This window comes from Asticcacaulis sp. (assembly GCA_024707255.1).
GTDB lineage: Bacteria > Pseudomonadota > Alphaproteobacteria > Caulobacterales > Caulobacteraceae > Asticcacaulis.
Map to the genome: position 1 here is coordinate 626,689 of JANQAC010000002.1, position 22,870 is coordinate 649,558.

At 60.2% G+C, this 22,870-nt stretch carries 25 protein-coding genes and 1 pseudogene; 6 read left to right on the forward strand and 20 right to left on the reverse strand.

Features of this window, described 5'->3' with window-relative positions:
* Positions 1 to 38 precede the first annotated feature (38 nt).
* A pseudogene (gene purD, locus NVV72_14275) lies at positions 39 to 1,315 on the forward strand (phosphoribosylamine--glycine ligase).
* Between the two features lie 118 nt (positions 1,316 to 1,433).
* On the opposite strand, the gene NVV72_14280 reads toward purD, so the two are convergent.
* The 8 genes from NVV72_14280 to NVV72_14315 all read right to left on the reverse strand — a co-directional run bounded on the left by NVV72_14280 (position 1,434) and on the right by NVV72_14315 (position 7,703).
* Entirely contained in the window at positions 1,434 to 1,721 is a 288-nt protein-coding gene (locus NVV72_14280; protein ID MCR6660441.1) for a hypothetical protein, read from the reverse strand.
* Between the two features lie 23 nt (positions 1,722 to 1,744).
* Positions 1,745 to 2,233 (reverse strand): glycoside hydrolase family 5 protein, encoded by a 489-nt coding sequence (locus tag NVV72_14285; protein MCR6660442.1) that lies wholly within the window; start codon positions 2,231 to 2,233, stop codon positions 1,745 to 1,747.
* Positions 2,139 to 2,780, reverse strand: coding sequence for a glycoside hydrolase family 5 protein (locus tag NVV72_14290; protein ID MCR6660443.1), 642 nt, complete (start codon positions 2,778 to 2,780; stop codon positions 2,139 to 2,141). Before NVV72_14290 ends, NVV72_14285 begins: the two co-directional genes overlap by 95 nt.
* 86 nt (positions 2,781 to 2,866) lie before the next feature.
* Entirely contained in the window at positions 2,867 to 3,877 is a 1,011-nt protein-coding gene (gene lpxK, locus NVV72_14295; GenBank protein ID MCR6660444.1) for a tetraacyldisaccharide 4'-kinase, read from the reverse strand.
* Positions 3,867 to 4,391 carry a hypothetical protein gene (locus tag NVV72_14300; GenBank protein ID MCR6660445.1) on the reverse strand — a complete coding sequence of 175 codons (525 nt, stop codon included), beginning with the start codon at positions 4,389 to 4,391 and terminating at the stop codon, positions 3,867 to 3,869. The genes lpxK and NVV72_14300 overlap by 11 nt, the downstream gene beginning before the upstream one ends.
* Positions 4,307 to 5,155 (reverse strand): hypothetical protein, encoded by an 849-nt coding sequence (locus NVV72_14305; GenBank protein ID MCR6660446.1) that lies wholly within the window; start codon positions 5,153 to 5,155, stop codon positions 4,307 to 4,309. Before NVV72_14305 ends, NVV72_14300 begins: the two co-directional genes overlap by 85 nt.
* The gene (locus NVV72_14310) at positions 5,152 to 5,880 is read right to left on the reverse strand and encodes a lysophospholipid acyltransferase family protein (GenBank protein ID MCR6660447.1); all 729 of its coding nucleotides are present in this window, start codon (positions 5,878 to 5,880) and stop codon (positions 5,152 to 5,154) included. The genes NVV72_14305 and NVV72_14310 overlap by 4 nt, the downstream gene beginning before the upstream one ends.
* A complete protein-coding gene (locus NVV72_14315; GenBank protein MCR6660448.1) occupies positions 5,877 to 7,703 on the reverse strand; it encodes an ABC transporter ATP-binding protein/permease in 1,827 nt (608 codons plus the stop codon). The genes NVV72_14310 and NVV72_14315 overlap by 4 nt, the downstream gene beginning before the upstream one ends.
* Positions 7,704 to 7,815: 112 nt before the next feature.
* Between NVV72_14315 and NVV72_14320 the strand changes: the two genes are divergently transcribed.
* Both NVV72_14320 and NVV72_14325 read left to right on the forward strand, forming a co-directional pair.
* The gene (locus NVV72_14320) at positions 7,816 to 8,505 is read left to right on the forward strand and encodes a protein tyrosine phosphatase (protein MCR6660449.1); all 690 of its coding nucleotides are present in this window, start codon (positions 7,816 to 7,818) and stop codon (positions 8,503 to 8,505) included.
* 3 nt (positions 8,506 to 8,508) lie between these two features.
* Complete coding sequence (locus tag NVV72_14325) at positions 8,509 to 9,018, forward strand: hypothetical protein (protein ID MCR6660450.1); 510 nt, start codon at positions 8,509 to 8,511, stop codon at positions 9,016 to 9,018.
* Positions 9,019 to 9,056: 38 nt separating this feature from the next.
* Here the strand turns inward: NVV72_14325 and NVV72_14330 are convergent, their stop codons facing one another.
* Genes NVV72_14330 through NVV72_14340 form a run of 3 tightly spaced genes read right to left on the reverse strand, consistent with a single transcriptional unit; the run spans position 9,057 to position 11,484 of the window.
* Entirely contained in the window at positions 9,057 to 9,293 is a 237-nt protein-coding gene (locus tag NVV72_14330; GenBank protein MCR6660451.1) for a DUF4170 domain-containing protein, read from the reverse strand.
* 17 nt (positions 9,294 to 9,310) lie between these two features.
* Complete coding sequence (locus NVV72_14335; GenBank protein MCR6660452.1) at positions 9,311 to 10,105, reverse strand: 3'(2'),5'-bisphosphate nucleotidase CysQ; 795 nt, start codon at positions 10,103 to 10,105, stop codon at positions 9,311 to 9,313.
* Complete coding sequence (locus tag NVV72_14340; protein ID MCR6660453.1) at positions 10,105 to 11,484, reverse strand: TldD/PmbA family protein; 1,380 nt, start codon at positions 11,482 to 11,484, stop codon at positions 10,105 to 10,107. The genes NVV72_14335 and NVV72_14340 overlap by 1 nt, the downstream gene beginning before the upstream one ends.
* 234 nt (positions 11,485 to 11,718) lie before the next feature.
* On the opposite strand from NVV72_14340, the gene NVV72_14345 reads away from it, so the two are divergent.
* Positions 11,719 to 13,659 (forward strand): EAL domain-containing protein, encoded by a 1,941-nt coding sequence (locus tag NVV72_14345; GenBank protein MCR6660454.1) that lies wholly within the window; start codon positions 11,719 to 11,721, stop codon positions 13,657 to 13,659.
* On the opposite strand, the gene NVV72_14350 is transcribed toward NVV72_14345, so the two are convergent.
* A complete protein-coding gene (locus NVV72_14350; protein ID MCR6660455.1) occupies positions 13,660 to 15,192 on the reverse strand; it encodes a UbiD family decarboxylase in 1,533 nt (510 codons plus the stop codon).
* A gap of 149 nt (positions 15,193 to 15,341) precedes the next feature.
* On the opposite strand from NVV72_14350, the gene NVV72_14355 reads away from it, so the two are divergent.
* Positions 15,342 to 15,917: an NAD-dependent epimerase/dehydratase family protein gene (locus NVV72_14355; protein ID MCR6660456.1), complete on the forward strand. Its 576-nt coding sequence runs from the start codon at positions 15,342 to 15,344 to the stop codon at positions 15,915 to 15,917.
* Positions 15,905 to 16,210: a hypothetical protein gene (locus tag NVV72_14360; protein MCR6660457.1), complete on the forward strand. Its 306-nt coding sequence runs from the start codon at positions 15,905 to 15,907 to the stop codon at positions 16,208 to 16,210. Before NVV72_14355 ends, NVV72_14360 begins: the two co-directional genes overlap by 13 nt.
* Here the strand turns inward: NVV72_14360 and NVV72_14365 are convergent, their stop codons facing one another.
* From NVV72_14365 to NVV72_14400, 8 genes are all read right to left on the reverse strand, one after another.
* A complete protein-coding gene (locus NVV72_14365; protein MCR6660458.1) occupies positions 16,211 to 17,413 on the reverse strand; it encodes a sel1 repeat family protein in 1,203 nt (400 codons plus the stop codon).
* Positions 17,414 to 17,420: 7 nt separating this feature from the next.
* Positions 17,421 to 17,777, reverse strand: coding sequence for a VOC family protein (locus NVV72_14370; GenBank protein MCR6660459.1), 357 nt, complete (start codon positions 17,775 to 17,777; stop codon positions 17,421 to 17,423).
* Between the two features lie 2 nt (positions 17,778 to 17,779).
* The gene (locus NVV72_14375; GenBank protein MCR6660460.1) at positions 17,780 to 18,427 is read right to left on the reverse strand and encodes a 50S ribosomal protein L11 methyltransferase; all 648 of its coding nucleotides are present in this window, start codon (positions 18,425 to 18,427) and stop codon (positions 17,780 to 17,782) included.
* The gene (locus NVV72_14380; protein MCR6660461.1) at positions 18,424 to 19,242 is read right to left on the reverse strand and encodes a DUF3298 and DUF4163 domain-containing protein; all 819 of its coding nucleotides are present in this window, start codon (positions 19,240 to 19,242) and stop codon (positions 18,424 to 18,426) included. The genes NVV72_14375 and NVV72_14380 overlap by 4 nt, the downstream gene beginning before the upstream one ends.
* 14 nt (positions 19,243 to 19,256) lie before the next feature.
* Positions 19,257 to 20,327, reverse strand: a complete 1,071-nt coding sequence (gene ubiA, locus NVV72_14385) for a 4-hydroxybenzoate octaprenyltransferase (protein ID MCR6660462.1) — start codon at positions 20,325 to 20,327, stop codon at positions 19,257 to 19,259.
* 164 nt (positions 20,328 to 20,491) lie between these two features.
* The gene (locus NVV72_14390) at positions 20,492 to 21,109 is read right to left on the reverse strand and encodes a hypothetical protein (protein ID MCR6660463.1); all 618 of its coding nucleotides are present in this window, start codon (positions 21,107 to 21,109) and stop codon (positions 20,492 to 20,494) included.
* Between the two features lie 164 nt (positions 21,110 to 21,273).
* Positions 21,274 to 22,044, reverse strand: coding sequence for a polyphosphate kinase 2 (locus tag NVV72_14395; GenBank protein MCR6660464.1), 771 nt, complete (start codon positions 22,042 to 22,044; stop codon positions 21,274 to 21,276).
* Between the two features lie 66 nt (positions 22,045 to 22,110).
* Complete coding sequence (locus NVV72_14400) at positions 22,111 to 22,704, reverse strand: PAS domain-containing protein (protein MCR6660465.1); 594 nt, start codon at positions 22,702 to 22,704, stop codon at positions 22,111 to 22,113.
* Between the last annotated feature and the right edge of the window lie 166 nt (positions 22,705 to 22,870).

Consider the following 22,870-nt stretch of genomic DNA (forward strand, 5'->3'; position numbering starts at 1 on the left):
CGCTTGACCCGGAAGGCCGGGTGAGGGAAGCGAAATCCATGAACATTCTGCTGATCGGTTCGGGCGGCCGCGAACACGCCCTTGCTTGGAAAATCGTGCAATCTCCGCTGTGCGACAGGCTGGTTATCGCGCCGGGCAATCCCGGCATGGCGGCGATTGGCGCCAAGGAAACAGAATGCCGCGATATCAAGGCCACCGACGTGCCGGGCCTGGTCGGGCTGGTGCGCGAGATCAGGGCCGATCTGGTGGTGGTCGGGCCGGAAAGCGCCTTGGCCGAAGGTCTGGCCGATGCCCTGGCCGCCGCCAATATCCCCTGCTTCGGTCCGTTAAAGAAAGCGGCGCAGTTGGAAGCCTCCAAGGGATTCACCAAGGATTTCTGCAAGCGCCATAATATTCCTACGGCCGCCTATGAAACTTTCGATAATGTGGCCGAAGCGCGCGAGTTTCTGAAAACCTACAGCCCGCCTTATGTGATCAAGGCCGATGGTCTGGCGGCTGGCAAGGGCGTGGCCATCTCACCGGATTACCAGGATGCCGTGGCCGAGGTCGAGGCCATGCTGGGGGGCGTTATGGCCCTGCGAGTTCCAACATCGTCATCGAGGAATTCATGACCGGTGAGGAGGCTTCCGTTTTCGCCCTGTGCGACGGCGAGACGGCGATCCTTTTTGGATGGGCGCAGGATCATAAGCGCGCCTTTGACGGTGATACCGGTCCGAATACCGGCGGCATGGGCACCTACAGCCCGGCACCGATCGTAACGCCGGAACTGCTGCGCATTACCGAGGCGGAAATCCTGGCCCCGACCATGGCGGGCATGAAGGCCGAGGGCAATCCCTACAAGGGTGTCCTCTATGCCGGCCTGATGGTGGAAGACGGCCAGCCGCGCCTGGTGGAATACAATGCCCGCTTTGGCGATCCGGAATGCCAGGTGCTGATGCTGCGACTGAAAAGCGACATCGTGCCCTACCTGCTGGCGGCCGCGAAAGGCGGGCTGAAAAACCTGCCGGCGCCACAGTGGCATGAAGACCCGGCGGTCTGTGTCGTCTATGCCGCCAAGGGCTATCCGGATAGCCCGCTGACGGGGTCTATCATTCGCGGCGCAGAGGCCGATTTCGGCCCCGATGTGACGGTTTTCCATGCGGGGACCAGCCGGGGCGAGGACGGTTCTTTGCGCGCCGCCGGCGGCCGGGTGCTGAATATCTGTGCCCGCGGCAAGACTCTGCATGAAGCGCGCGACAAGGCTTACGCGGTGATCAACCAGATCGACTGGCCGGGTGGGTTTTACCGTACCGACATCGCCTGGCGCGCGCTTTAGGCTTCGATCTTTGGCCGATTAGTGCGTCGGCGTCGCTTGCAGGTACAAGTGTATCTGCGGCGCTAGCCTCCTGCTACTCGCCGCAAAGCTCTGGCCTAAAGGCGGGTGAGTTTAAAGATCAGCCTTCGATCATGTAGGTGAAAGGCTTGCCGCGTGATTCCGGCTCCCAGCCATCGGCAATGGCCTTGCCTATTTGAATCGCCACATCGCGCTTGTCGATTTTCGGTCGCTGGGCATGGCGGCTGGGCTTTGGAAACGGATATTCCAGCAGCAGCACCTTTTGCGGATTTTCGGCGTGCTGCACGGAAAGGCACAGGCCCTTGGCACCATCCACCGAAGCCCATTGCGGCTCGCGGTGGATGTGCCAGCGGTAAGATACACCATCCACCAGGGCGGTGTCTTCCAATTGTCGTTTCGCTTTTGCGACCATTATTTACCTTTGGGAACGAGGGCGTCCAGAATCGGTTTCACCCATACCTTCTTTTCGGCGTCATAGACACCAAAACCACCATCCCAGTACCAGTAGGCTGTGGCAAATCCATGTTTGTGGGCTGAATCCGATACGGCCCGCGTCCACAGGGCGCGGTCTTCCAATTTGCCGTACTTGTCGTAGGCGCCAAATTCCCCAAGGAAGATGGGCCGGTTCGACGCCTTTGACCAGTCCGCCACCTTGTCGAAATCGGCATTGATCGCCGCCACTTCTTCCGGTTTCCCTTGCCAGCGAATGCCGCTGAGTTTCTGGGTTTCGGGATCGGCCCATGAAGCGCCCTGATGGGTGAAATGGAATGGGTCGTAATAGTGGAAGGTCACGATGATATGCCGGTCATTTTCCGGTAACTTCAACAGGGGCAGGTCGTTGCGACTGTTCCAGTGCGTCGGGCCGATGATGACATTGCGCTCCGGATTGGTCTCGCGCACAATCGCCAGCAGATCGACCAGCCAGGGAATTCCAGATCTTGTCATCGACCTGGCCGTTCGGCTCATTGAGCAGTTCGAAGATGACGCTATTGGGTGCGGCCTTGAAATGCTCGGACAACTCATACCAGACATTGCTCAGGCCGGTGGCGCAGGCATCGGCATCCTTGGCGCAGGTTTCGAAATCGTGCTCGTCGAGAATGACAATCAGGCCATTGGACAGGGCCGCATCGACCACCTGATCGATGCGCTTGAAATAGGCGGCATCCAGGTGGCCGTCCTTGTCCAGATGCTTGAAAGTGAACAAGGGAATGCGCACGGTCGAAAAACCAGCCGCGCGGATCTTGTCGAAATCACTGAGGCTGAATTTTGTTTCACCGCCATCCCACCAGGCATCATAGCCGCCGATGACATTGATGCCGGCGCCCATTTTCGCCACCTGCGCTTCGGGCGTGAGCGGTTGAAATGGCGTCTGCGCTTTTGCGGGTGAAACCATCAACCCTGCGCACAAGGCCAAAGCCAGGGCCGTGCCTGCCAGTTTACTGAACACTCTTATCTCCTCCGACCAAATTGTTTATTTGGCATTATTTTTTATTATCTGCGTCATTCTAAGCGCAATTGACGATGGAAGGCAAGTCAGCCCTGTCGCGCCCGGATCAGAGCCAGCAGGCCGGCTTCGTCATCAGATCTCGCGGTAATCGGCAGGCAGGCGATGCGGGCGCGCCAGGCGGGATCAAGCTTGATCCAGTCCTTTTGTGTGGTGATCAGCCGGGCGTTTGCGGCTGCGGCCTTTGCCGCCAGCGCTTCCAGCTCAGCGATTGTGAGGGCGGCATGATCCGGAAAGCTGTCAAAACCGGCGATATCATAACCTTCGCTGCGTAGCGTGGCCTCGAACTTCCACGGCTTGGCGATGCCGGCAAAGCCATAAACTGGCGCAGGGATCGCCGGAGCCTGAGCCTGAAGTCGCGCGATAAAGACCGGCTTTTCGCCCAGCAGCGCCATCAGGTCCGGATCGGGTTGGGCCTCTTCGTCCGGCATCCACAACACAAAGATATCGGCGCGCGCCAGGCCCTGTTTGAGTGGCTCGCGCATGGGCCCGTAAGGGCAGACACCGCCATCGCCGAACGGCCACGCGCCGTTGCGTGTATCGCCATCGATGACGAGAATATGCAGATCCTTGACGATCTTCAGGTTCTGGTGGGCGTCATCGACGATGACGATCTTTGGCTTCGGTGCCCTGCGCTGCTTCTCGATCAGACGCAGGCCGGCGGCGCGGTCACGGGCGATGACGAAGGGATGGTCCTGCGCCAGCATCAGGGGTTCGTCACCGACTTCGGCGGCCGTATGTGTGTGCGGATCAATATTGATCGGGCCGGGGAGGCTGCCGCCATGACCGCGCGACAGACCGACGGCTTCGGGCGCCAGCAGGTCGAGCAGGGCGCCGGTGATCGGTGTCTTGCCGGAACCGCCGAGCGTCAGGTTGCCGACGCTGATAACGTACAGCGAGGAGCGGTAGGGGCGGGCATTGGCGGCCTTGAACGCATTGACCGCAAGCCAAACCAGCGACAGCGGCCACAACAGGAAACGCCACCACGGCGCGCCGGCGGCGTATCGCTTATACCACCAGTCGGGGGTCTTAATAGCCATGGGCGCTTTTCGCGGCTTTCGGTGGCAGCAAGGGTTCGAGCGCCGTCCACACGACATCGAGCGTGTCGGCCTCCTTACGGCTGACTTCCAGGGCGCGCTTGTCGGTGGTCTTCACGACTTCGGGGTGCTGGCGAAGCTGGCTCAGGAGGAAGCCCAGTTCGGCCGTGCCCTTGACGCGGAACCCGGCGTCGGCGTCGAGCAGGTCGGCATAGATGCCCGCCCAGTTAGCGATATCCGGGCCGGTGATGACGCACTTGCCGAGGCGCGCGGCTTCGAGCGGATTGTGGCCGCCGATGCCTTCAAGAAAGCTGCCGCCCATGAGGGTAATGCCGGCCACCGAGAAGAACAGGCCAAGTTCGCCCAGAGTGTCGGCAAGGTAGACATGGGTCTGGCTGGTAACCGGCTCGTTTTTTGAGCGCTGCGCCACCTTCAGCCCCATCGCCTGAAGATCAAGCCGGATTTCGCCGGCGCGGATCGGGTGGCGAGGGGCGAGATCAGCAGGTCGCCGCCCCACAGCGCCGGTTCGAGCGCCTTGGCGATCAGGCTGTCCTCGCCATAATGGGTGCTGGCAGCGAAATAGACGAACTGTTTGCCGATCTGCTTCTTCAGATCTGCCAGGGCTTTGGAATCGACTGGCGGCGCAGTGCCGAGGGTCTTCAGATTGGCGCGCGGGCCGGGCGTTACGCCCATGGCTTTCAGGCGGTCCTCGCTGGCCTTGTCCTGCGCCATGATCAGGCTGTAGCCTGCCAGAAGCGAACGCATGGCGCCCTTAAAACGCTGCCAGCCTTTGTAGGTTTTTTCGGTGATCCGGGCACTGAGCAGGACATGCGGCGTGTGGCGTTGGGTTAGTGCCTGCAACTGGGTGGGCCAGATATCGCTTTCGATAAAGATGGCCAGGTCAGGGCGCCAGTGATCGAGAAAACCCGTGACCGCCTGTGGCGTATCAAGCGGCGCGTACTGATGGATCACGCCCTTGGGCAAACGCTTGGCCAGAATATCCGCGGAGGTGGTTGTGGCCGAGGTGATCAGGATGTTGAGGTCCGGCCGCTCGACCGACAGGGCCACGATCACCGGCAGGACCGACAGGCTTTCGCCGACGCTGACGCCATGAAACCAGACAAGTTGGCCTTCCGGACGGGGACGATCCGTCTGGCCGAGCTTTTCGCGCCAGCGTGCGGCGTCTTCCTTGCCGCGCTGAACACGCCTTTGCAGCAGGCCGGGGGCGATGATATGCGCCGTGCCCATCAATCGTTGATAGAGGGATAAGGACAGGCTCATGATGCCCCTTGCGGGACTAGGCCCAGTATCTCATCGGCGCGGTCGGTCACACCGGTCAGGGCCTTCTCGGCCTGAAGCCGCAGGGCTTCCATCTCTGTTTCATCGGTATCGGCCGGAATGGCTGGCAGTACGCCCCAGACCATGGCGCCGCGTGAGAAGGGCAGGGGAATGCGCATCCGGTCCCAGGTCTTGAATTCGAGATAGTTCTTTGTCGATTGTCCTAGCACGACCAGCGGCGCGCCGGACATCTGCGATAGCTTGAGCGAGCCTTCGGTCATCACCCGCGCCGGACCGCGCGGGCCATCCGGCGTCATGGCGACGCAGCGGCCACCGGTGTCTTTGTCTCCGCGTATCCAGCGGATCAGTTCGCGGAAGGCCTGGGCGCCGCCCTTCTGCTTGGTCGGGTCGGATTTCTTGGCCGAGGAGCCGCGAATCGAATGGTAGCCGAAGCGGGTATTGATCTTCATGCTGACCTCGCCGCTTTTCGACATGGAGGCCAGCACGCAGACCGGCTGACCGCGATCGCGTGGCCAAGACGCATGGCCCAGATGCAGTCGGCCATGCCAGAACATCAGCACGACCGGCCCCTTGCCGTCCCAGATGGCTTCAACCGGGGGTTGATTTTCTATGGTCCAGCGCGTTGTTCGATAACAGAATTTCAGATAGCCGACGAGCGTACCGGCGATCAGATCCTGCATGAAGGGCGACTGGAGGATATCCTTCATTGCGCGGCCTCCGGTACAGGGGCGCCGAACTGGGTGGCGGCCAGGCTGGCATAGAGACCGCCTTTACGTATCAACTGGTCGTGCGTGCCGCGCTCGACGATTTGCCCCTGATCCAGCACCAGAATCTGGCTGGCGTGGCGAATGGTGGAGAGACGATGGGCGATCATGAAGGTGGTCCGCCCTTTCATCAGGCGTTCCAGCGCTTCCTGCACCTTGATTTCGGACTGAGTATCGAGCGCCGAGGTCGCCTCATCGAGCAGCAGGAGCGGGGCGTCCTTCAGGAAGGCGCGGGCAATGGCGATGCGCTGCTTCTGGCCGCCGGAAAGCCGCGAACCGGCTTCGCCGACGCGGGTATCGTAGCCTTGGGGCAAGGCGGTGATAAAGTTATCGGCGGCGGCGTCCCTGGCGGCCTGTTCGATCTGCTCAGGTGTGGCGTGGGGATTGCCATAGGCGATATTGGCGCGGATCGTGTCGTCGAACAGGAACGGGTCTTGCGTCACCAGGGCGATGCGGCTGCGCAAGGATGTGATCGACATGGCGCGGTGGCTGATATCATCGAATCGTATATCCCCGCCGGTGAGGTCATAGAAGCGCGGCAGCAGATTAAGCAATGTTGATTTTCCGGAGCCGGACGGCCCGACCAGGGCGATGCTTTCCCCGGCCCTGGCGGTGAAACTGACATCCCGTAGCACAGGGGCTTCGCCATAGGCAAAACCGGTACGATCGAAGGTGATAGTCTTGAAATCGCGGTCCAGTGGTTTGGCATTGGCAGCATCGACGATTTCCGGCTCGATATCGAGCGCGGCAAAAAGCCGGCGGGCAGCGGTCAGACCTTGCGTGAAGGTGCCTTGCAGGCCAGCCAGTTGGCGCAGGGCCTGACTGGCGGTGCCGAGCGCGGCGACATAGGCGAACAGGCCGGCGACGGTCAGGTGACCGGCCTGCGCGCGCCAGCCGGCGAAGGCCAGCAGACCCGCCAACAGGAAGGCAGTCAGGACTTCGGTGGCCGGGGCGGCCATCGAGCGGGCATTGGCCCCCTTGATCAGGAAGCCTTGCCGGCGGCGGATGACTTGGCCTACGCGCGCCTCTTCGGCGGCTTCCTGGTTGGCGATCTTGACGATCTTGACGCCATCGAGGCTTTCCATGACGGCGGTGGAAAGCGATGAGGTCTCGGCCATGGCGCCCTGGGCGGCCTTGCGGGTGGCTTTCAGATATTTGCCCATGACCGCGCCAATAATGGGCCCTGCCACCAGCACCAGCAGGGTCATCGACCAGTCGGTCCAGACCATGAAAGCCAGATTGCCGATGACAAGCAAAAGCGCCTGGATATATTGCACCAGCCCGGTCGAAGCCGCGTCTCTCACCTGATCCGCATCGTAAAGAACCGACGATAAGTACTGGCCGGAATGGGCTTTTTGCAGATGACCGAGATCGGCGCGGACAAGCCGGGAGAACAGTTGCTCCTGGATACGGCCGACCAGTTGATTGCCAACGCGGTTCAGCGTCGTGGTCAGGCCGCGCTGGCCGGCAAAACGCAGGAGTCCGAAGACGATAATCACGGCCGGCACGGAGACCAGCGGATGCGCACTGATCCATGCCGGCAGGTGCGGCGTGATGCGGTCATCGGCGCTGTTAACGTGAAACAGCAGATTGATGGCCGGATCTAGCCAGCCGACCACCACGGTCGTGGTCACCGCCACGAGTACAGCGCAGGCGATGGCGAAGCCGAGCAGACCCTTCTGAGGCGCCAGGTATTGCGACCACACGCGGGCGACCAGCGCGGAGGTGCGCATTTCAGTCGCGGCGGTGATCGGCGTGTTGGTCATGCTTGGTATGGAAAAGGCTTTATGAGCGATTATATAGGCTTATGCGTGATTTCTTCAAACCTGTCGCCTGTTTATGTGTTATTTGCAGTGCGAATCCACAGTCGAGGCGTTCTTGAAGCTGCTCCCTAAAAAATCGCATGTGAAGCCGTTTCCGACGGATACCAAATGGGGGCTGTTCACCACCTATCTGCATTATCTTTGGGCAGACCACGCTTACCTGCGAATCGGCTTCACCAATGCCCACTGGATCGGGCCGGACATGGTGCGGACCAATCAGCCGTGGCCGTTCCAACTGGCGTGGTGGAAAAAGCAGGGGGTGAAGACCGTCATCAACCTGCGTGGCGGGAAGGGGTCTTTCTACTATCTCGAAAAGCACGCCTGCGAAAAGCTGGGGCTGAAACTCGAAGATTTCGGCCTGACCTCGCGCAGCCTGCCGACCGCGGCGGAGTTCCGCGAGGCGAAGGCCCTGTTTGAGCGCATCGAATATCCGGCCCTGCTGCATTGCAAGTCGGGCGCCGACCGCGCCGGCATGATGAGCGTGCTTTACCGCCATTTTCACCTGGGGCATTCGATCAGCGATTCGGCAAAGGAATTGGGGTTGCGTACCCTGCACATGAAGGCCGGACATACCGGAGTGCTCGACTATGTGTTCGAGGTTTACCTGCGCGATATTGAGCCTAAAGGAATCAGCTTCTGGGACTGGACGCAGGGGCCGGACTACGATCCGGACAAGCTGAAAGCCACCTTCAAGGCCAGTTGGTGGGGCACCCTGCTGACCGATAAGTTATTGAAACGGGAGTAATTCATGCCGATCGAAAACGAGTTGAAATATATTCTGCCACTCGATTTCGATGCCACCATCTTAGGTGGCTGGGAAAGGCACGATATCCGTCAAGCCTATCTCGGCGATGGTCCGCGTATTCGCCAGATCAATGCCGACTATGTCTTCACCTATAAGAAGTGGATTCCGCAGGCGAGCGAATTGGTTGAGATTGAGCAGACTCTTTCAAAAGATGATTTCGATCTGTTGTGGTCACAACGTATTGAGACGCTGGAGAAGACGCGATACGAAAAACATATTGGCGAAGCCGAATGGGTGGTCGACTTCCTGCACGATTCAGCCGGTAGGAATTTTGTAGTCCTGGCTGAAGTTGAACTGCCGCGTTACAAATCCCGGCCTGATAGCATCCCTGACGAGATCGCCTCGCATATTCTGTATGAGGTCACCGCAGGCGATAGCCGGTTCACCAACAAGGCACTGTCAGATCCCCTTTATGCTACGAAAATATATGAAGAATTGATACTGAAGGTTTAGGAAATCCTCCCCTTCCAAGAGGGGAGGATTTAAGGTGTTTAGTGGCTGTGATCGTCGGTCGAAGGATCGATCAGCTTGTGGGCGTGGATGACGAAATAGCGCATCAGGGCGTTGTCAACGGTTGATTGCGCCTTGGAACGCCAGGCCAGGACGGCTTCGGCGTTGTTCGGATAGGCGCCGACAAACTCGATCTTTTTCAGATCTTTGAAGGTGGTGCCGTTAAGGTCGGTCAGTTCGCCGCCTATGACGAGATGGAGGAGTTGCTTGTCGCTCATATTCTTACTCTTTGATATTACAGTGTTTCCAGGTGAGCACACCGCCGGATGATTTCATCGAAAAGCGGCGCGCCCGCGCAGATCAGGCTGGGTTTGAGGCTGTCTATAGCATTGAATCCATAAGGATTGCCTAAATGGTCCGAAACCACCGCGCCAGCCTCCTGGGCGATCAGGGTGGCGGCGGCCACGTCCCAGTCGCGTTTCGGTGTCAGGGCCAGGGTGAAATCGGCCTTGCCGGCCGCGACGCTGACCATGCGGTAGGCCACGGACGGACGCGAATGGACACTGAGGCGCGGCCAGGGCAGGGGCCAGATGTCCCTGCCGAACAGGCGGGCATCGCCCAGAACCTCGGCGTCTTCCAATGTGTCGCGCTGGCTGGCATAAATCTGCTCGCCGTTCAGCCAGGCGCCTTCACCGAAGGCGGCCGCGTACATTTCATTCGAGTCGGGCGCGTACACGGCGGCGGCCACCGGTTGGTTGGCTTCGATGACGGCCAGGGCGATGGTCCAGTAGGGGCTGCCCTTGGAGAGGCCCATCGTGCCGTCGATCGGATCGAGCACAAAGGTGCGTAAAGACGTCAGGCGCTCGGCGTTGTCCGCCTCTTCCTCGCTCTGCCAGCCATAGTCGGGGCGGGCGGCGAGCAGGGCTTCCTTCAGCCACAGATTGACCTCGGTATCGGCATTGGTAACGATAGAACCGTCGGACTTGTAGCTGGTCTTCAGGCCGTTTGTTTTGATATGCTGGGCGAGCGCGCCGGCGCGACGAACCTTGTCGATAATCAGTTCAAGGTCTGTCGCGTGGTCATCGCGCATTATTTGCCTCCGACGCTCAAGGCTTCGACCAGCAGGCTCGGTGTATCGAGCGTGCCTTTGATTTCCAGATCGCTGGCGGGCACGAGGCGGCTGTAGATATCGATCAGATTGCCCGCCACGGTGATTTCATTGACCGGATAGGCAATGACGCCATTTTCAAACCAGAACCCGGAGGCGCCGGCCGACCAGTCGCCGGTGTCGTTATTGACGCTGGGACCGAACATGGAGGTAACGATCACGCCTTTTCCGGCCGAGGCCATCAGGCTTTCCGGTGTTTCCGTGCCCGCGCTGAGTGTGACATTGTGCGTCGATACGCCCGGCGCATTGGCCAGGCTGCGCGAGGCATGGCCGGTGGAGGTCATGCCGAGTTGCCTGGCGGCCGAACTGTTGAGCAGCCAGCCGCCGAGCACGCCATCACGGATAATAGCGCGTTCGCTGACGGCCACGCCTTCATCATCGAAGAGGCAGGAGCCGAGGCCGCGCACGCGCAGCGGATTATCGATGATTTGCACGGACGAATCGAACAGTTGCTGGCCGAGCCTGTCCTTCAGGAAGCTGGAACCGCGCGCAATCATGCTGCCCGATATGGCGCCGATGAACTGGCTGATCAGCGACTTGGCGATGCGCTTGTCGAAAATGACCGTGGCTTTTTGTGTCTCGATTTTGCGGGCGCCAAGCGCCGCCAGAGCGCGTTCGGCGGCAATACGGCCGGTTTCGGTTACGTCCGGCAGGTCCGAGGCAAAGCGCACGCTGCGGCCTTCGCCATCGCGCTCCATATTGCCGTCGGCGTCGGTGGCGATATAACGGCCCGACTGGAAGAACAGGCTGGTTTGGTGGTGGCCGCGAAAGCCATCCGAGGTCAGCATCGACCACTGGTTCTGGACATAGCCCGTGCTGGCGGCATCGCTCTGAAGGGCATCATTGCCAATTGACAAGCCGGCGGCTTCGATATCGAGCGCGCGTTGTTGCAGGCTTTCGGCGCTGAGATGCGTGTCGTCAAAAAGCTGGAGATCGACGGGGGCGCCTTTATACAGCAGGGCGGGGTCAGCCAGGCCGGCATAGGCATCATCCGGCGCCAGTTTCGCCATGGCGACGGCGCGCTCGACCAGGCGATCCAGCGTCGCTTGTGAAAACTCGGAAACCGAAACGAGCGCCTGTTTCTGGCCGACGAAAACGCGCAGGCCGAGGTCGCTGTTTTCATCGCGCTCGACGGTTTCGACCGCGCCCTTGCGTACACCGACCGACAGGGAGCGGCTTTCAGCGAAGACGGCTTCGCAGGCATCGGCGCCGGCCTTGCGGGCTGCGGCCAGGAGGTGTTCGAGGCGCTCGAACCGGGTGTCTGCCGAAGCGTTTTGGGTGTCGTTTCGCGTTTGCAACATGAAAATTCTATAGGCCCGGCGAGGACGTGAAAGCAAGTCTCGTTTGTGACAATTTAAACCGCATGTTTGAAAAATCTGGTGCCTATACGTACTGGGTAAAAATCCACTTTCCGCGATAAAAGACGGCCTGTGCAGCATTAAATTACCGCAGATTAGCGCTTTTTTTATGTGTGGCCCTTATGAATGTCGCGGTCAGGCCGCGCCTGATGCGTTTAAAACAGGGTTGGACCGGTAATGTTGCGTTGGATGAAGTCGATCTTTGCCACCTTGCTGAATAACCGGTCAACACAAGCCAGCGCGGAAGACAGCCTGAGCGAGGTCGAGGAAGTATCGGCCATGAAGCCGATCGTATCGAGCTTCTGCCTCGTCAATGGCGGCTACTACATAATGGTCACGCTCAATCGTTTCTGGACCGAAAGCGGCCAGGGATTGGTTCTGATGGCCAGCCTGTCGGCCCTCACCATGCTGGCCGGCTTCTATTTCTATTTCTTCGGACTGAAAAATGCCCGGCGTGTATACCAGTTGAATATCGCCAGCCTGACGATCAATTTCCTGCTGTATCTCAATCCGGTCGTTTTCCAGAGCCTGCATTTTGACAGCGACCGCCTGGTTTATTTCGTCTTTCTGGCCCTGGTTTTCGCTACCACAGGGGTGAGCCTGCGGGTGGTTATCCCCAGTGTGTCGCTGTGCATTTTCACGGTTGCCTGGTTGAAGCACCAGCACCACACCCCGATGAATGCCGATAATGTCGGGCTGGTCGCGCTCATCCTGCCCCTGACAGCCTTCCTGACCTATATCGTCCGCCAAACCCTTTTGCGCGCCGTGAAGGCGCGTGTGATTGCGGAAAAACTGCGCGTGGAAGCCCAATCCATGGCCGACAGCGATGTGCTGACCGGCCTGCCCAACCGGCGCAGCTTTTTTCAGGTCATGGAAGCGGCGCTGGCCGGTGTCGGCATCGGACAGAAGCCGTTTCACCTGGCCCTGATCGATCTGGATGGCTTTAAGCCGATCAATGATATCTACGGCCACAGTGTTGGTGATGCCCTGCTGATCGAAGTCGGCAACCGGTTGCGCCAGGTCTGCGGTGAGCGTGCCTTCGCGGCGCGGATGGGCGGCGATGAATTTGCCCTGATCCTCTACGGAGATGTGACGCCCGCCGAACTGGACGCTTTCGGGACGCAGCTTTGCGATGCCCTGCGCGATACCTATTTCCTCGGCAGTGTGACCGCCCATATTTCCGGCAGCGTCGGTTTCGTGCGCTGTGCCTCCGGCCAGTTCACGCCGTCGCAACTGCTGGAGCGCGCCGATTACGCACTCTATTTCGCCAAGCAAAACCTGCGCGGGGCACCGGTGGTCTTCACCGACAAGCACGAAGCCGAGATGCGCGATTTCAGCCAGGTGGACCAGGCCTTGCGCACCAGCGATCTCGACGCCGAACTGTCGATCATGTTCCAGCCGCAGGTCGATGTCATTGAAAACCGCACCATCAGTTTCGAGGCCCTGGCGCGCTGGAACAGCCGCAAACTCGGCAGCGTGCGGCCGGATATCTTCATCAAGGCGGCGGAGCGCTCCGGCCTGATCACGCAGATCACCCTGATTCTATTGGAAAAGGCCCTGAAGCAGGTGCGAGACTGGCCGGCGGAAACCCGCGTGTCTTTCAATCTGTCGGCGCGTGACCTGCGCTCAGGCATTTCGATCACCAATATCTGCAAGGCCGTGCGCGACTCAGGGATAGACCCGCACCGGATCGAGTTCGAGATCACCGAAACCGCCATGCTGACCGATTTCGAGCAGGCTTGTGAGGCGCTGGCCCGTTTGAAGGCCATGGGGTGCCGCATCGCCATCGATGATTTCGGTTCCGGCTATTCCAGCTTCAGTTATATCCACCGCCTGCCGGTCGATAAAATCAAGATTGATCGTAGTTTTGTTGTGCAATTGCTCCAGCACAGTTCGGCGCTGAAAATCATCAAGACCATCATCGACCTGTGTCGAAACCTGAACCTGGATTGCGTCATCGAAGGTGTCGAAACCCAGAGCGAAATGAACAAGCTGGCCCAGATCCGCGCCCGCTATATTCAAGGCTATCTGTTCTCCAGGCCCATGCTGGCCGAAGAGGTGTTGCCCTATCTGACTGAAGAGACGGCGCGCGGTCAAACCGCCCTCAAGGCCGTCTGATTATTTCCAGATGGATTTTCCGGAGCCTGGCAGCCCCATCTCGGCCCACTTTTCCGACACGCGATCAATGATGGATTGTTCCATATAGAGCTTCTCGCCCCATTCGCGGTGGGTTTCCGGCGCCCACTTGTTGGTGGCGTCCAGGCCGATCTTGGACCCCAAGCCCGATTCCGGCGAGGCAAAGTCGAGATAGTCGATCGGGGTGTTTTCCACGAGCGTGATGTCACGCGCCGGGTCCATGCGGGTGGAGAGCGCCCACATGACGTCCTTCCAGTCGCGGGCATTGATATCGTCATCCACCACGATTATCCACTTGGTGTACATGAACTGACGCAGGTACGACCAGGCGCCCATCATCACGCGCTTGGCATGGCCCGGATAGGCTTTCTTCATGCTGATGACGGCGATGCGATACGAACAGCCTTCCGGCGGCAGCCAGAAATCAACGATTTCCGGAAACTGCTGCTGGATCAGCGGGATAAAGACCTCGTTTAATGCCTCGCCTAACACCGAAGGCTCATCGGGCGGGCGCCCGGTAAAGGTCGAGAGATAGATTGGCTTTTTGCGCATGGTAATGGCGCTGATCTTGAAGATCGGGAACTTCTCGACGCTGTTGTAATAGCCGGTATGGTCGCCATAAGGGCCTTCATCGGCGTAATCATCGAGCAGGACGTGGCCCTCCAGCACGATTTCGGCATGGGCTGGCACCATAAGAGGGACGGTCTTGGCCGGCACCAGTTCGGCCTTCTGGCCGCGCAGCAGGCCGGCGAACTGGTACTCCGAGAGCGTATCCGGCACCGGCGTGACGGCGGCGAGGATAAGCCCCGGATCGGCGCCGAGCACGGCGGCGGCGGGCAGAGGCTCGCGCTTGCCTTCTGCTTTCCAGCGGCGATGGTGCTGCGCGCCGCCACGATGGGCCAGCCAGCGCATGATGGTCCGGTCCTTGCCCAGAACCTGCATCCGGTAGATGCCGAGATTGTAATCGTCCTCACGCGTATCCGAAGGCCCTTTGGTGACGATCAGCGGCCAGGTGATCAGTGGCGCCGGCTCGCCCGGCCAGCAGCCCTGGATCGGCAGCTTCGTTAAATCGATGTCTTCGCCGGTGAGGACAACCTCCTGAACCGGCGCGGTTTTTATCGTCTTTGGTCGCATCGAAAGCACGGTCTGCATCAGCGGCAGCATACCTACGGCATCCTTCAGGCCGCGCGGCGGCTCCGGCTGACGCAGGAAGGCCAGCAGCTCGCCAACCTCGCGCAGTTCCGGCGCGGTGGTGCGTTCCTTTCCTTCCAACGTCACACCCATGGCGACGCGCTTCACGTTGCCGAACAGATTGACCAGGACGGGCATGGGGGAGGGCGTGCCGTCTTCCAGAGTGACATTTTCGAACAGAACGGCGGGGCCTTCTTCGGCCAGCAGACGGGTCTGGATCTCGGTCATTTCGAGATGGGTCGAGACCGGTGTTTTCACGCGCACCAGTTCGCCGGCGGCTTCCAGTTTATCGATAAATTCACGCAGGGATTTATAGGCGGCCATTTTGTTCCTCTGGTACTCAGGCTCGGAGACGGCTCCTCCGCATAAGCCGGAACGCGAGCGCTGGCAATGGGCGCCGGTGTCGCATTTGCCACAAGCTTGAAAACCAGCAGCAACTCGGCCAAGGTGTCGGGATTCGTTGGGAGACAAGTGTGATAACGGACAAAAAAGGCTTGCTGGTGATCGGCGCACGCTCCCTGATCGGGCGGCGAATGCCTGAGGCGGTCAAGGCGGCTGGCTGGCCGGAAGAGTCCGTGCGCTACAGTTCGCGCCAGCCTGTGGCGAAGCAGGGTGTCATTCTCGATACCGCGCAGCCTTATGACTTCCAGCCGGACCGCACCTTTGTGGCGGTCATTGTCTGCGCGCCGATCTGGCTGATCACGGATGTCCTGCTGGAACGTCTGGTCGGGCTCGGCATGAAGCGCATCATCGCCTTTTCCTCGACCAGCCGGCTGACCAAAGGCGCATCCGGCGAGGCGGCGGAGCGCGAAGTGGTGGCGAAACTGGCGGGGGGAGAGGAGACCCTGACCGCCTTTTGTGAGGCACGCGGCGTGGCCTATACGATATTGCGGCCGACTCTGATCTATGACGAGGGTCTGGACCAGAACGTCACGCGCATCGCCGACCTGATCCGCAAGCTCGGCTTTTTTCCGGTTTGCGGCCTGGCCAGGGGCTGCGCCAGCCAGTTCATGCCCGTGACCTGGCCACGGCAGCCATGCAGGCCCTGACGGCGAAGCATAGTTTCAACAAGGTATATAATCTCAGCGGTGGCGAAGACCTGACCTATGCCGCCATGGTGCGTCGCATTTTCGAGGCGCTCGGCCGTGCGCCGGTGATTATCGCCCTGCCGGAGCTCCTGTGGCGGATCGGTTTTTTCGTGGCCAATCTGGTGCGGCCGAAACGGTTGAAGCGCAATGTCCAGATGGTGCTGCGCATGAATACCGACCTGTGGTTCGATCACAGCGCCGCCACGACCGATTTCGGTTACCGGCCTGGACCTTTCAAGCCGGAATTTGAATAATCAGTCCGGCTTCCAGCGCATGGAAAGCCGCAGAGACTTGCCATCATATTGCTTCGCCCAGTCGGTCTTGTTGCCGGAGGTGCCGAGACGATCCATGATCCGCATCAGCGAAGCGCCGAAACCGTAGTCCTTCGGGTCTTCCTCGGTCAGCACGCAGTCATCCAGATCACCCGAGGCCGTAAAGCGGCATTCCGCCGAGGCCCGGCCGCCGACCTTGTCGTTCTGGGCATCGACCGGATAGGCCGAGACGCTCAACTGGTCGTAATAACCGTGGATATCCATGGTCTGGAACCGCGGATCATTGGTTTCGGTGGCGAAGAACATGATGTCGCGCGGTATCTTGTCGAGATCGAGCAACGGAGCTTCCGGGGCATCGGGATGGGCCTTCAGCCAGTCCTTCGCGGCGGTATCCGTGTCATCGCGCGCCAGGATACGGTACAGCCGGGCGGCGCGACCCATATCGACCGGCGTGCCCGCACCGGTCTCATACTGATGGGCCAGCAGGCGCACGGCCTGACGGTCACCGCGTTTAGCCGCCTTCTTGAACAGGTGGACGGCTTCGGTCTGGTCCTGCGGCGCCAGGTCGCCGATCATGTAGATCTCGCCAAGTTCGGTCAGCGCGTCAGCATGGCCCTGATCGGCGGCCTTTTTCAGACTGGCCAGGGCCAGGCTATTGTCGGGCGTGACGCCGTGGCCCTCAAGATAGGCCATGCCCACGGCGTATTGCGCGTTGGCGTCGCCCTTTTCTGCCGCCGTCTGGCAATAGGGCAGGGCTTTTGGCCAGTCCGGGGTGACCGTGTCGCTTTGCGTATAGGCTTCGCACACAAAGGCGCGGGCCTCGTCCCGGCCCTGGTCGGCTGCCTTTACATACCAAGTGAGCGCCTGGGTGGCATCCGGTTTGACATCGTGACCCAGGCGATAGGCGACCGCCAGGTCGTATTGCGCACTGGCATTGCCGGCCTCGGCCGATCTGGTGATCCATGAAAGCGCGGCTTTTTTATCGGTCTTCTGATCGAGCAGGCCATCGAAATAGACCTGGGCCAGGTCGTATTGCGCCTGGGCATCGCCGCCTTCGGCCTTGTCGGTCAGGGCCTTGAGCTGTTCCTGCGGCGTCGGCGGTTTCGGCGGGACAAGCGCCGCCGTGGCGGGCTGCGCAATCGCCGCTGCAAGCACTATCAGGGAAAGCCAGCCAAGCTTACGCACGTTACCTCTACTTGGACCTCTGCTTATCCGACCAGACCGCCAGTTCATTACCCGACGGATCGGTAAAATGAAACCGCCGTCCGCCGGGAAAGTCAAAGATCGATTTCACGATCACCGCCCCTTGTGCCTTGACGGCGGCAAGCGATGCCTCAAGATCTTCACTATATAGGATCACCAGGGGCTTTGCGGAAGCCTCGGCCGGATCGGCTTGGAAGCCGCCATCAAGCCCGGCATCGGCCAGCGCCGCATAGGTTGGGCCGTAATCGATGAAATTCCAGCCGAATGCCTTGCTGTAGAAATCTTTCACCGCGCCTAAGTCGCTAGCGGGAAGTTCGATATAGTCGATCTTGTGGTGTTCAGGCATGTTTAGTTTTCCAGTTTCCAGACGCTGGCCGGCTTGACTGCCGCTTCCTCGATATCGGCATTGGTCAGGATATCGTAATCCGCCAGCCGGGTCAGGCCCGTTTTCGGGAAATAGGTCCGGTGGGGATCGCCGATATAGACCTCTATCTTGTGGAGGGCGGCGCGGCGAAAATATGTCAGCATGGCGTCCGTCATCGGTTTTTCATAGCAGATATCACCGGCCAGTATGAGATCGACATCAGGCGCCGGCCCCGCCAGAAGGTCCGCGCCGGTGAAAGCCAATTCCACCCCGTTCAGGCTGGCATTCAGCCCTACAGCGGCTTCGGTGTAGGGATCGATATCATTGCACAGTACGCTTTCCGCTCCCACCAGCCGGGCGGCGATACCGACCAGCCCAGACCCGCAGGCGATATCGAGCACGCGCCGGCCTCGCACGATTTCCGGATGCTCCAGGACATAGCGCGCCAGGGCCTGTCCGCCGGACCAGGCAAAAGCCCAGAAGGGCGGGGCGAGGCGCTGCGTCGCCATATCCTGTTCGGTCATCAGCCACAGGGGCGTGACCTCATCGGCCTGATAAAGCCGGATCGACGGCAGGGAAGGCACAGGCAGAGGGCGGGTATGGGCCCGGATAAACGCCTTTATATCGTTCACTCGGCGTCCGGATCGCTCAGGGCCTGGTCCTTGACCGGATCGCCGCCGAACTGATCGGCAAATTCCGGCGCCAGCACATCACCCAGCATGGTCTGGGGCACGCGGATTTCATACGGCCCTTCGGCATAGGGGCCGACATCATAAGGGGCGTAGAGCGCCTCGATCGCGCCGGCCTTGCCGCCAGCCGCAGCCGGGATCAGCACCAGGCGGCTTTCGGAGAACTTCGGGCAGGCAAAGCCGGAGCCGGATTGCGATACGGGTTCACCGGCGCGTTTCGAGCGTTCGGCCTCGACCTGATGGCAGAGATAGGCGTCGATGGCCTTGAAATCGGCGCTCGGCCTGAACAGGCGTTTGGTGTCGATTGCCGTCCTGGCGGTCTTGTCCCACAGCAGGGTCTGGATAGTGTGGTTGGGGTGGGCGCCGCCCTGGTAATCGTCTTCCTCGGAAAAGACCGAGACGAGCCGCGGCGTCTGGGCGGCGATCTTCCACACGATACTGTGATAATAGGGCGGTTCCTCTATACCGTCGGCGCTGTTCTGGGCGCGGTCCTTGTGGGCCTGATCCATGAAGGCCGTGAGGTTGGTCTGAGCCTCATTGAAAAGCCGGGTATGCAGTTCGGGATAGAGCTTGATCGCCTCGGGCAGGGTGAGATTGACCTGGGCATCGGCATTTGAGTTGGCGAGGCTCAGGGGCACGGGCGCCGCCGGCACGGCGGGCGCGGTTGCCTGATCGTCTTTCGGCTTTTTCTGGCAGGCGGAAAAGGCAAGCAGGGCGCCCAGGGCCAGGCCGGTGAGGAGTCTGCGGGACTGTGTCATGCTGCCTCTAGGTGTTAAGAAACCCGGTAAAATGCACCGCCAGCAAACTGAAGAACCATATGAGCCCAGTCGTGCGGTTGGACTTGAACAGCTTGAGCGCCAGGGCTGACTCCCAGCGCTCGCCTGACAGAATCCGGCCGCAAACGGACGATCTGCATGAAAAGATGCGTGGTTACGAGCAAAAGTCCAACGAAAAAGATTGGCGGCAGGCCGTTACCTGACACAGCCGCCAAGAGTCTCTGCAAAAGGGTTTCGTCTGGGTAGGACAACGGTGGATTGGCAATATATCCAGCCACGCCGGTCAACACCGAAGCGGCGCCATAAAACAGGCTGACGCCAGTGACCGTGTGCTTGCCAAGCGCACGGGCGCTCGACTTGACGCCGATCATGGCGTCGTCCTCGATATCCTGGAGGGCATAGATGGTATCGTAGCCGAGTGTCCAGAAGATCAGCCCGGCATAGAAGAGAAGCGCCGGCAGGGTAAGCGTGCCGGTCACGGTGGCAAAGCCCATCAGGAAGCCCCAGTTGAAGGTCAGGCCCAGCCACGCCTGCGGCCACCAGGTAATACGTTTCATGAAGGGATAGGCGGCCACCAGCAGCAGGGAGCCGGCACCCAGAGCGATGGTCAGCCAGCCCAACTGGATCAGGATCATGAAGCTGATCAGCGAACAGCCGGCGGCGAAGGCCAGGGCCTGTTTGGGGCTGATCTGGCCGGAAGGGATGGGCCGGCCGCGCGTGCGTTCGACCTTGGCATCGAAATCACGATCGACGAAGTCATTGAAGGCGCAGCCTGCGGCGCGCATCAGCACCGAGCCGACGGCGAAGAGCAGTAGTTTGAGCCACGGAAAATGGTAACGCAGAACCTCCTGCGGCGGCAAAAGGCGGGCCGTGCCGTCCAGATTGTTGGCGAAGAAGGGGTGCGCGATGGCGAAGGCCAGCCCCATGGCGCCGGGCAGGAACAGCAGCCAGATGCCGATCGGCCGATCGAGCCGGCCCAGTTTCAGCCAGGGTTGCAGCGCGCGCGGCGCAAGGCGGTCGACCCAGTTAAGTCTGGCGGCGTCGGGAAGCGGGGCGTGTGTGGTCATGGGCTTTTGATGAACCGCGCCGCCGGAATTGTCGAGGGGTTTTAGGAAGGAAATAAGCAAGAAACCCCACCACCATCCGGCTTCGCTGAAGTAGCTTCGCCGGACGGTCCCCCTCCCCATCAAAGATGGGGAGGTATGATAGTCATCTTCTCAATTGTGCCTTGCTAAGCCCGGCGTTTCATCAGTTGTGAGCGATCCTTGCGCACCTGGGCGGCCGGAATGACGCGGGCGAAGGGGCGCAGGCCGAAGAGGCTCTCTTCCATACCGGTTTCCAGGATGTCGCCGCGCTTGGGGGCTTTCAGGAACAGGTCTTCCATCGGGGTGATGACGTAAAGCCCCTCCGGTGCATAGACCAGCACCAGGCCCTCGTTTTTCGGCATCACCTCGGACCAGATTTTCAACTGGTCATAATAATGCGGACGGCGCCAGTCGTGCGGTCGATCGGGATCGACATCGACGGCGAGCGTCGTGCCATTGGGCTCCAGACGCAGGACGAAGCCGGCCTGATCAGGCCGCCACACGCCGTTCATATCATCGTGCTTCAGCCACAGGCACTTGAATTCCTGGCAGATTTGCGGATGCAGGCCCCAGACGCCGCAGCCGCCTTCGGGCCGGACATTGACGCAGGTGTGGCCGGATTTCTTTTCCAGGTCAGGGATATCGTAAACCTTGCAGCACAGATTGCAGGTGCCGCATTCCTTCAGGCTGGCTCGCTTGGCGGGAGCCAAAGACGAGGCAGGCGGCGCCTTCTGGCTGTTTACGTCATGTGCGCTTCGCGTCACGGGGGGTATCATAGGCCCTGAACCTTTTGTCCAGACTGGCAGCCCTTTTGCGGCCAGCAACGCCGCAAGCCTCCCAAAACAGAGTCAATAAACGGTTACTTTAACCTTTTATTTTTCAGGAATATGTCCAGAGGTTTCCATGCGATTCTCTGTTCCTGAACTGTTCACGGTTCCAGGGTCTTGCGGCCTTCGATGACCTCGTCATAGGAGAAGACAATATCCGGATCGGGGGCGGAGACATCGCGGCCGGCATGGGGGCAATCGAGCACTTTCAGCACATGGCGCAGGATGTTTTCACGCGCCTTGACCTTGCTGTTGGTAGCGACGCAGATCCACGGCCCGTGTTCATGATGCGAACGGCGCAGCATGTCATCACGCGCGGCCGAATAGTCGGCCCAGCGATCCTGCGCCACCTGATCGAGATCGCTGACCTTCAGCTTCTTGCGTGGATCGGCCCGGCGGTCATCGAGCCTTTCTTTCTGTTCCTTCATCGAGATGTCGAGCCACAGCTTGATCAGGGTGATGCCGCTGCGCACGATCATGCTTTCGAAATCGGGCACGTCGCGGATGAAGGTTTCCTGCTGCTCGGGCGTGGAAAAGCCCATCACCTTCTCAACGCCGGCGCGGTTATACCACGAGCGGTTATAGACGACCCATTCGCCGGTGGAGGGCAGACGATTGACATAGCGCTGGAACCACCAGGCGCCGCGATCGAAATCGGTCGGCTTGGGCAGGGCAATGACGTGCGTATTGCGCACGGAGAGGCATTCAGTCAGTCGCTTGATGGCGCCATCCTTTCCGGCGGCATCGCGGCCTTCCAGAAGGATGCACACCTTCTGGCCATTGGCCATGGTCCAGATCTGGGTATCGACCAATGCCACCTGCAGGGCTTCGAGGCGCTTCTGGGCGGCTTTCTTGTCGTCTTTTTTCGACACGGGATCCTCCATAAAATCCAGGCCAGCTTGCCGGAATTTTATAAGGAAACAAGTGTGTTCCGCGATTTAAGCGATCAGCCGTCCGTCCCTGGCGATCAGGCGCAGGTGGGCGGGCTGCGGCCCTTGCTCTTGTGGGCACAGGCGGACAGTGTCCAGCGCGTAGCGGCCGAGCACACCGTTCGGATTCTGCGGCATGGCGCTGAGGGTCTGGTAAATGCCGACCAGGCGATCGACCTTGCCATAGGCGTTCAGCATGGGGCACAGGCATATTTCAAAACGCACCGTTTCATTTTGAAACAGCGCCGCTTCTTCCGGCGACATTTCGGGATGCGCGGTTTGCCAGGGGGCGGACAGGCTGAGGATCACCGGCTGGGCCTGGCGGCGGCTGAGCATAAGGGCCGTGGTCACCCGGCCGATAAAGGGCGCCTGGAAAAGCGCGGTAAAAGAGGTATCCTTCAGTTCGTGGCCATGCAGGGCGCGCAGGAAGCCGCCCGCCAGGCGAAAGCGGTGGCTGTGGTCGGTGGTCGAGACCATCATCATCTGCGGGATCAGGGTCTTGAGACGCGCGGGATCGAACTGTTCCCGCAGCGGGGCCTTACCCGGATCGGTCTGAAGGCTGCGCCAATAGCTCAGGAATGAAACTGTACTGGAATGGGGCACGTCGATCTCCTTTGCACAGGGGAAAGGCAAGATCGCTGCCGGAAATGTGGTGTTTGTGTACTTTTTTGACGCCGGGCTTAATCAAAAGGCAAGTTTGGCGCGGTATGGTTCTTGCTGATGAATGGCCAGAATAGCCATGAGGGCGAAAAAGCCATGAGGAAAGTTT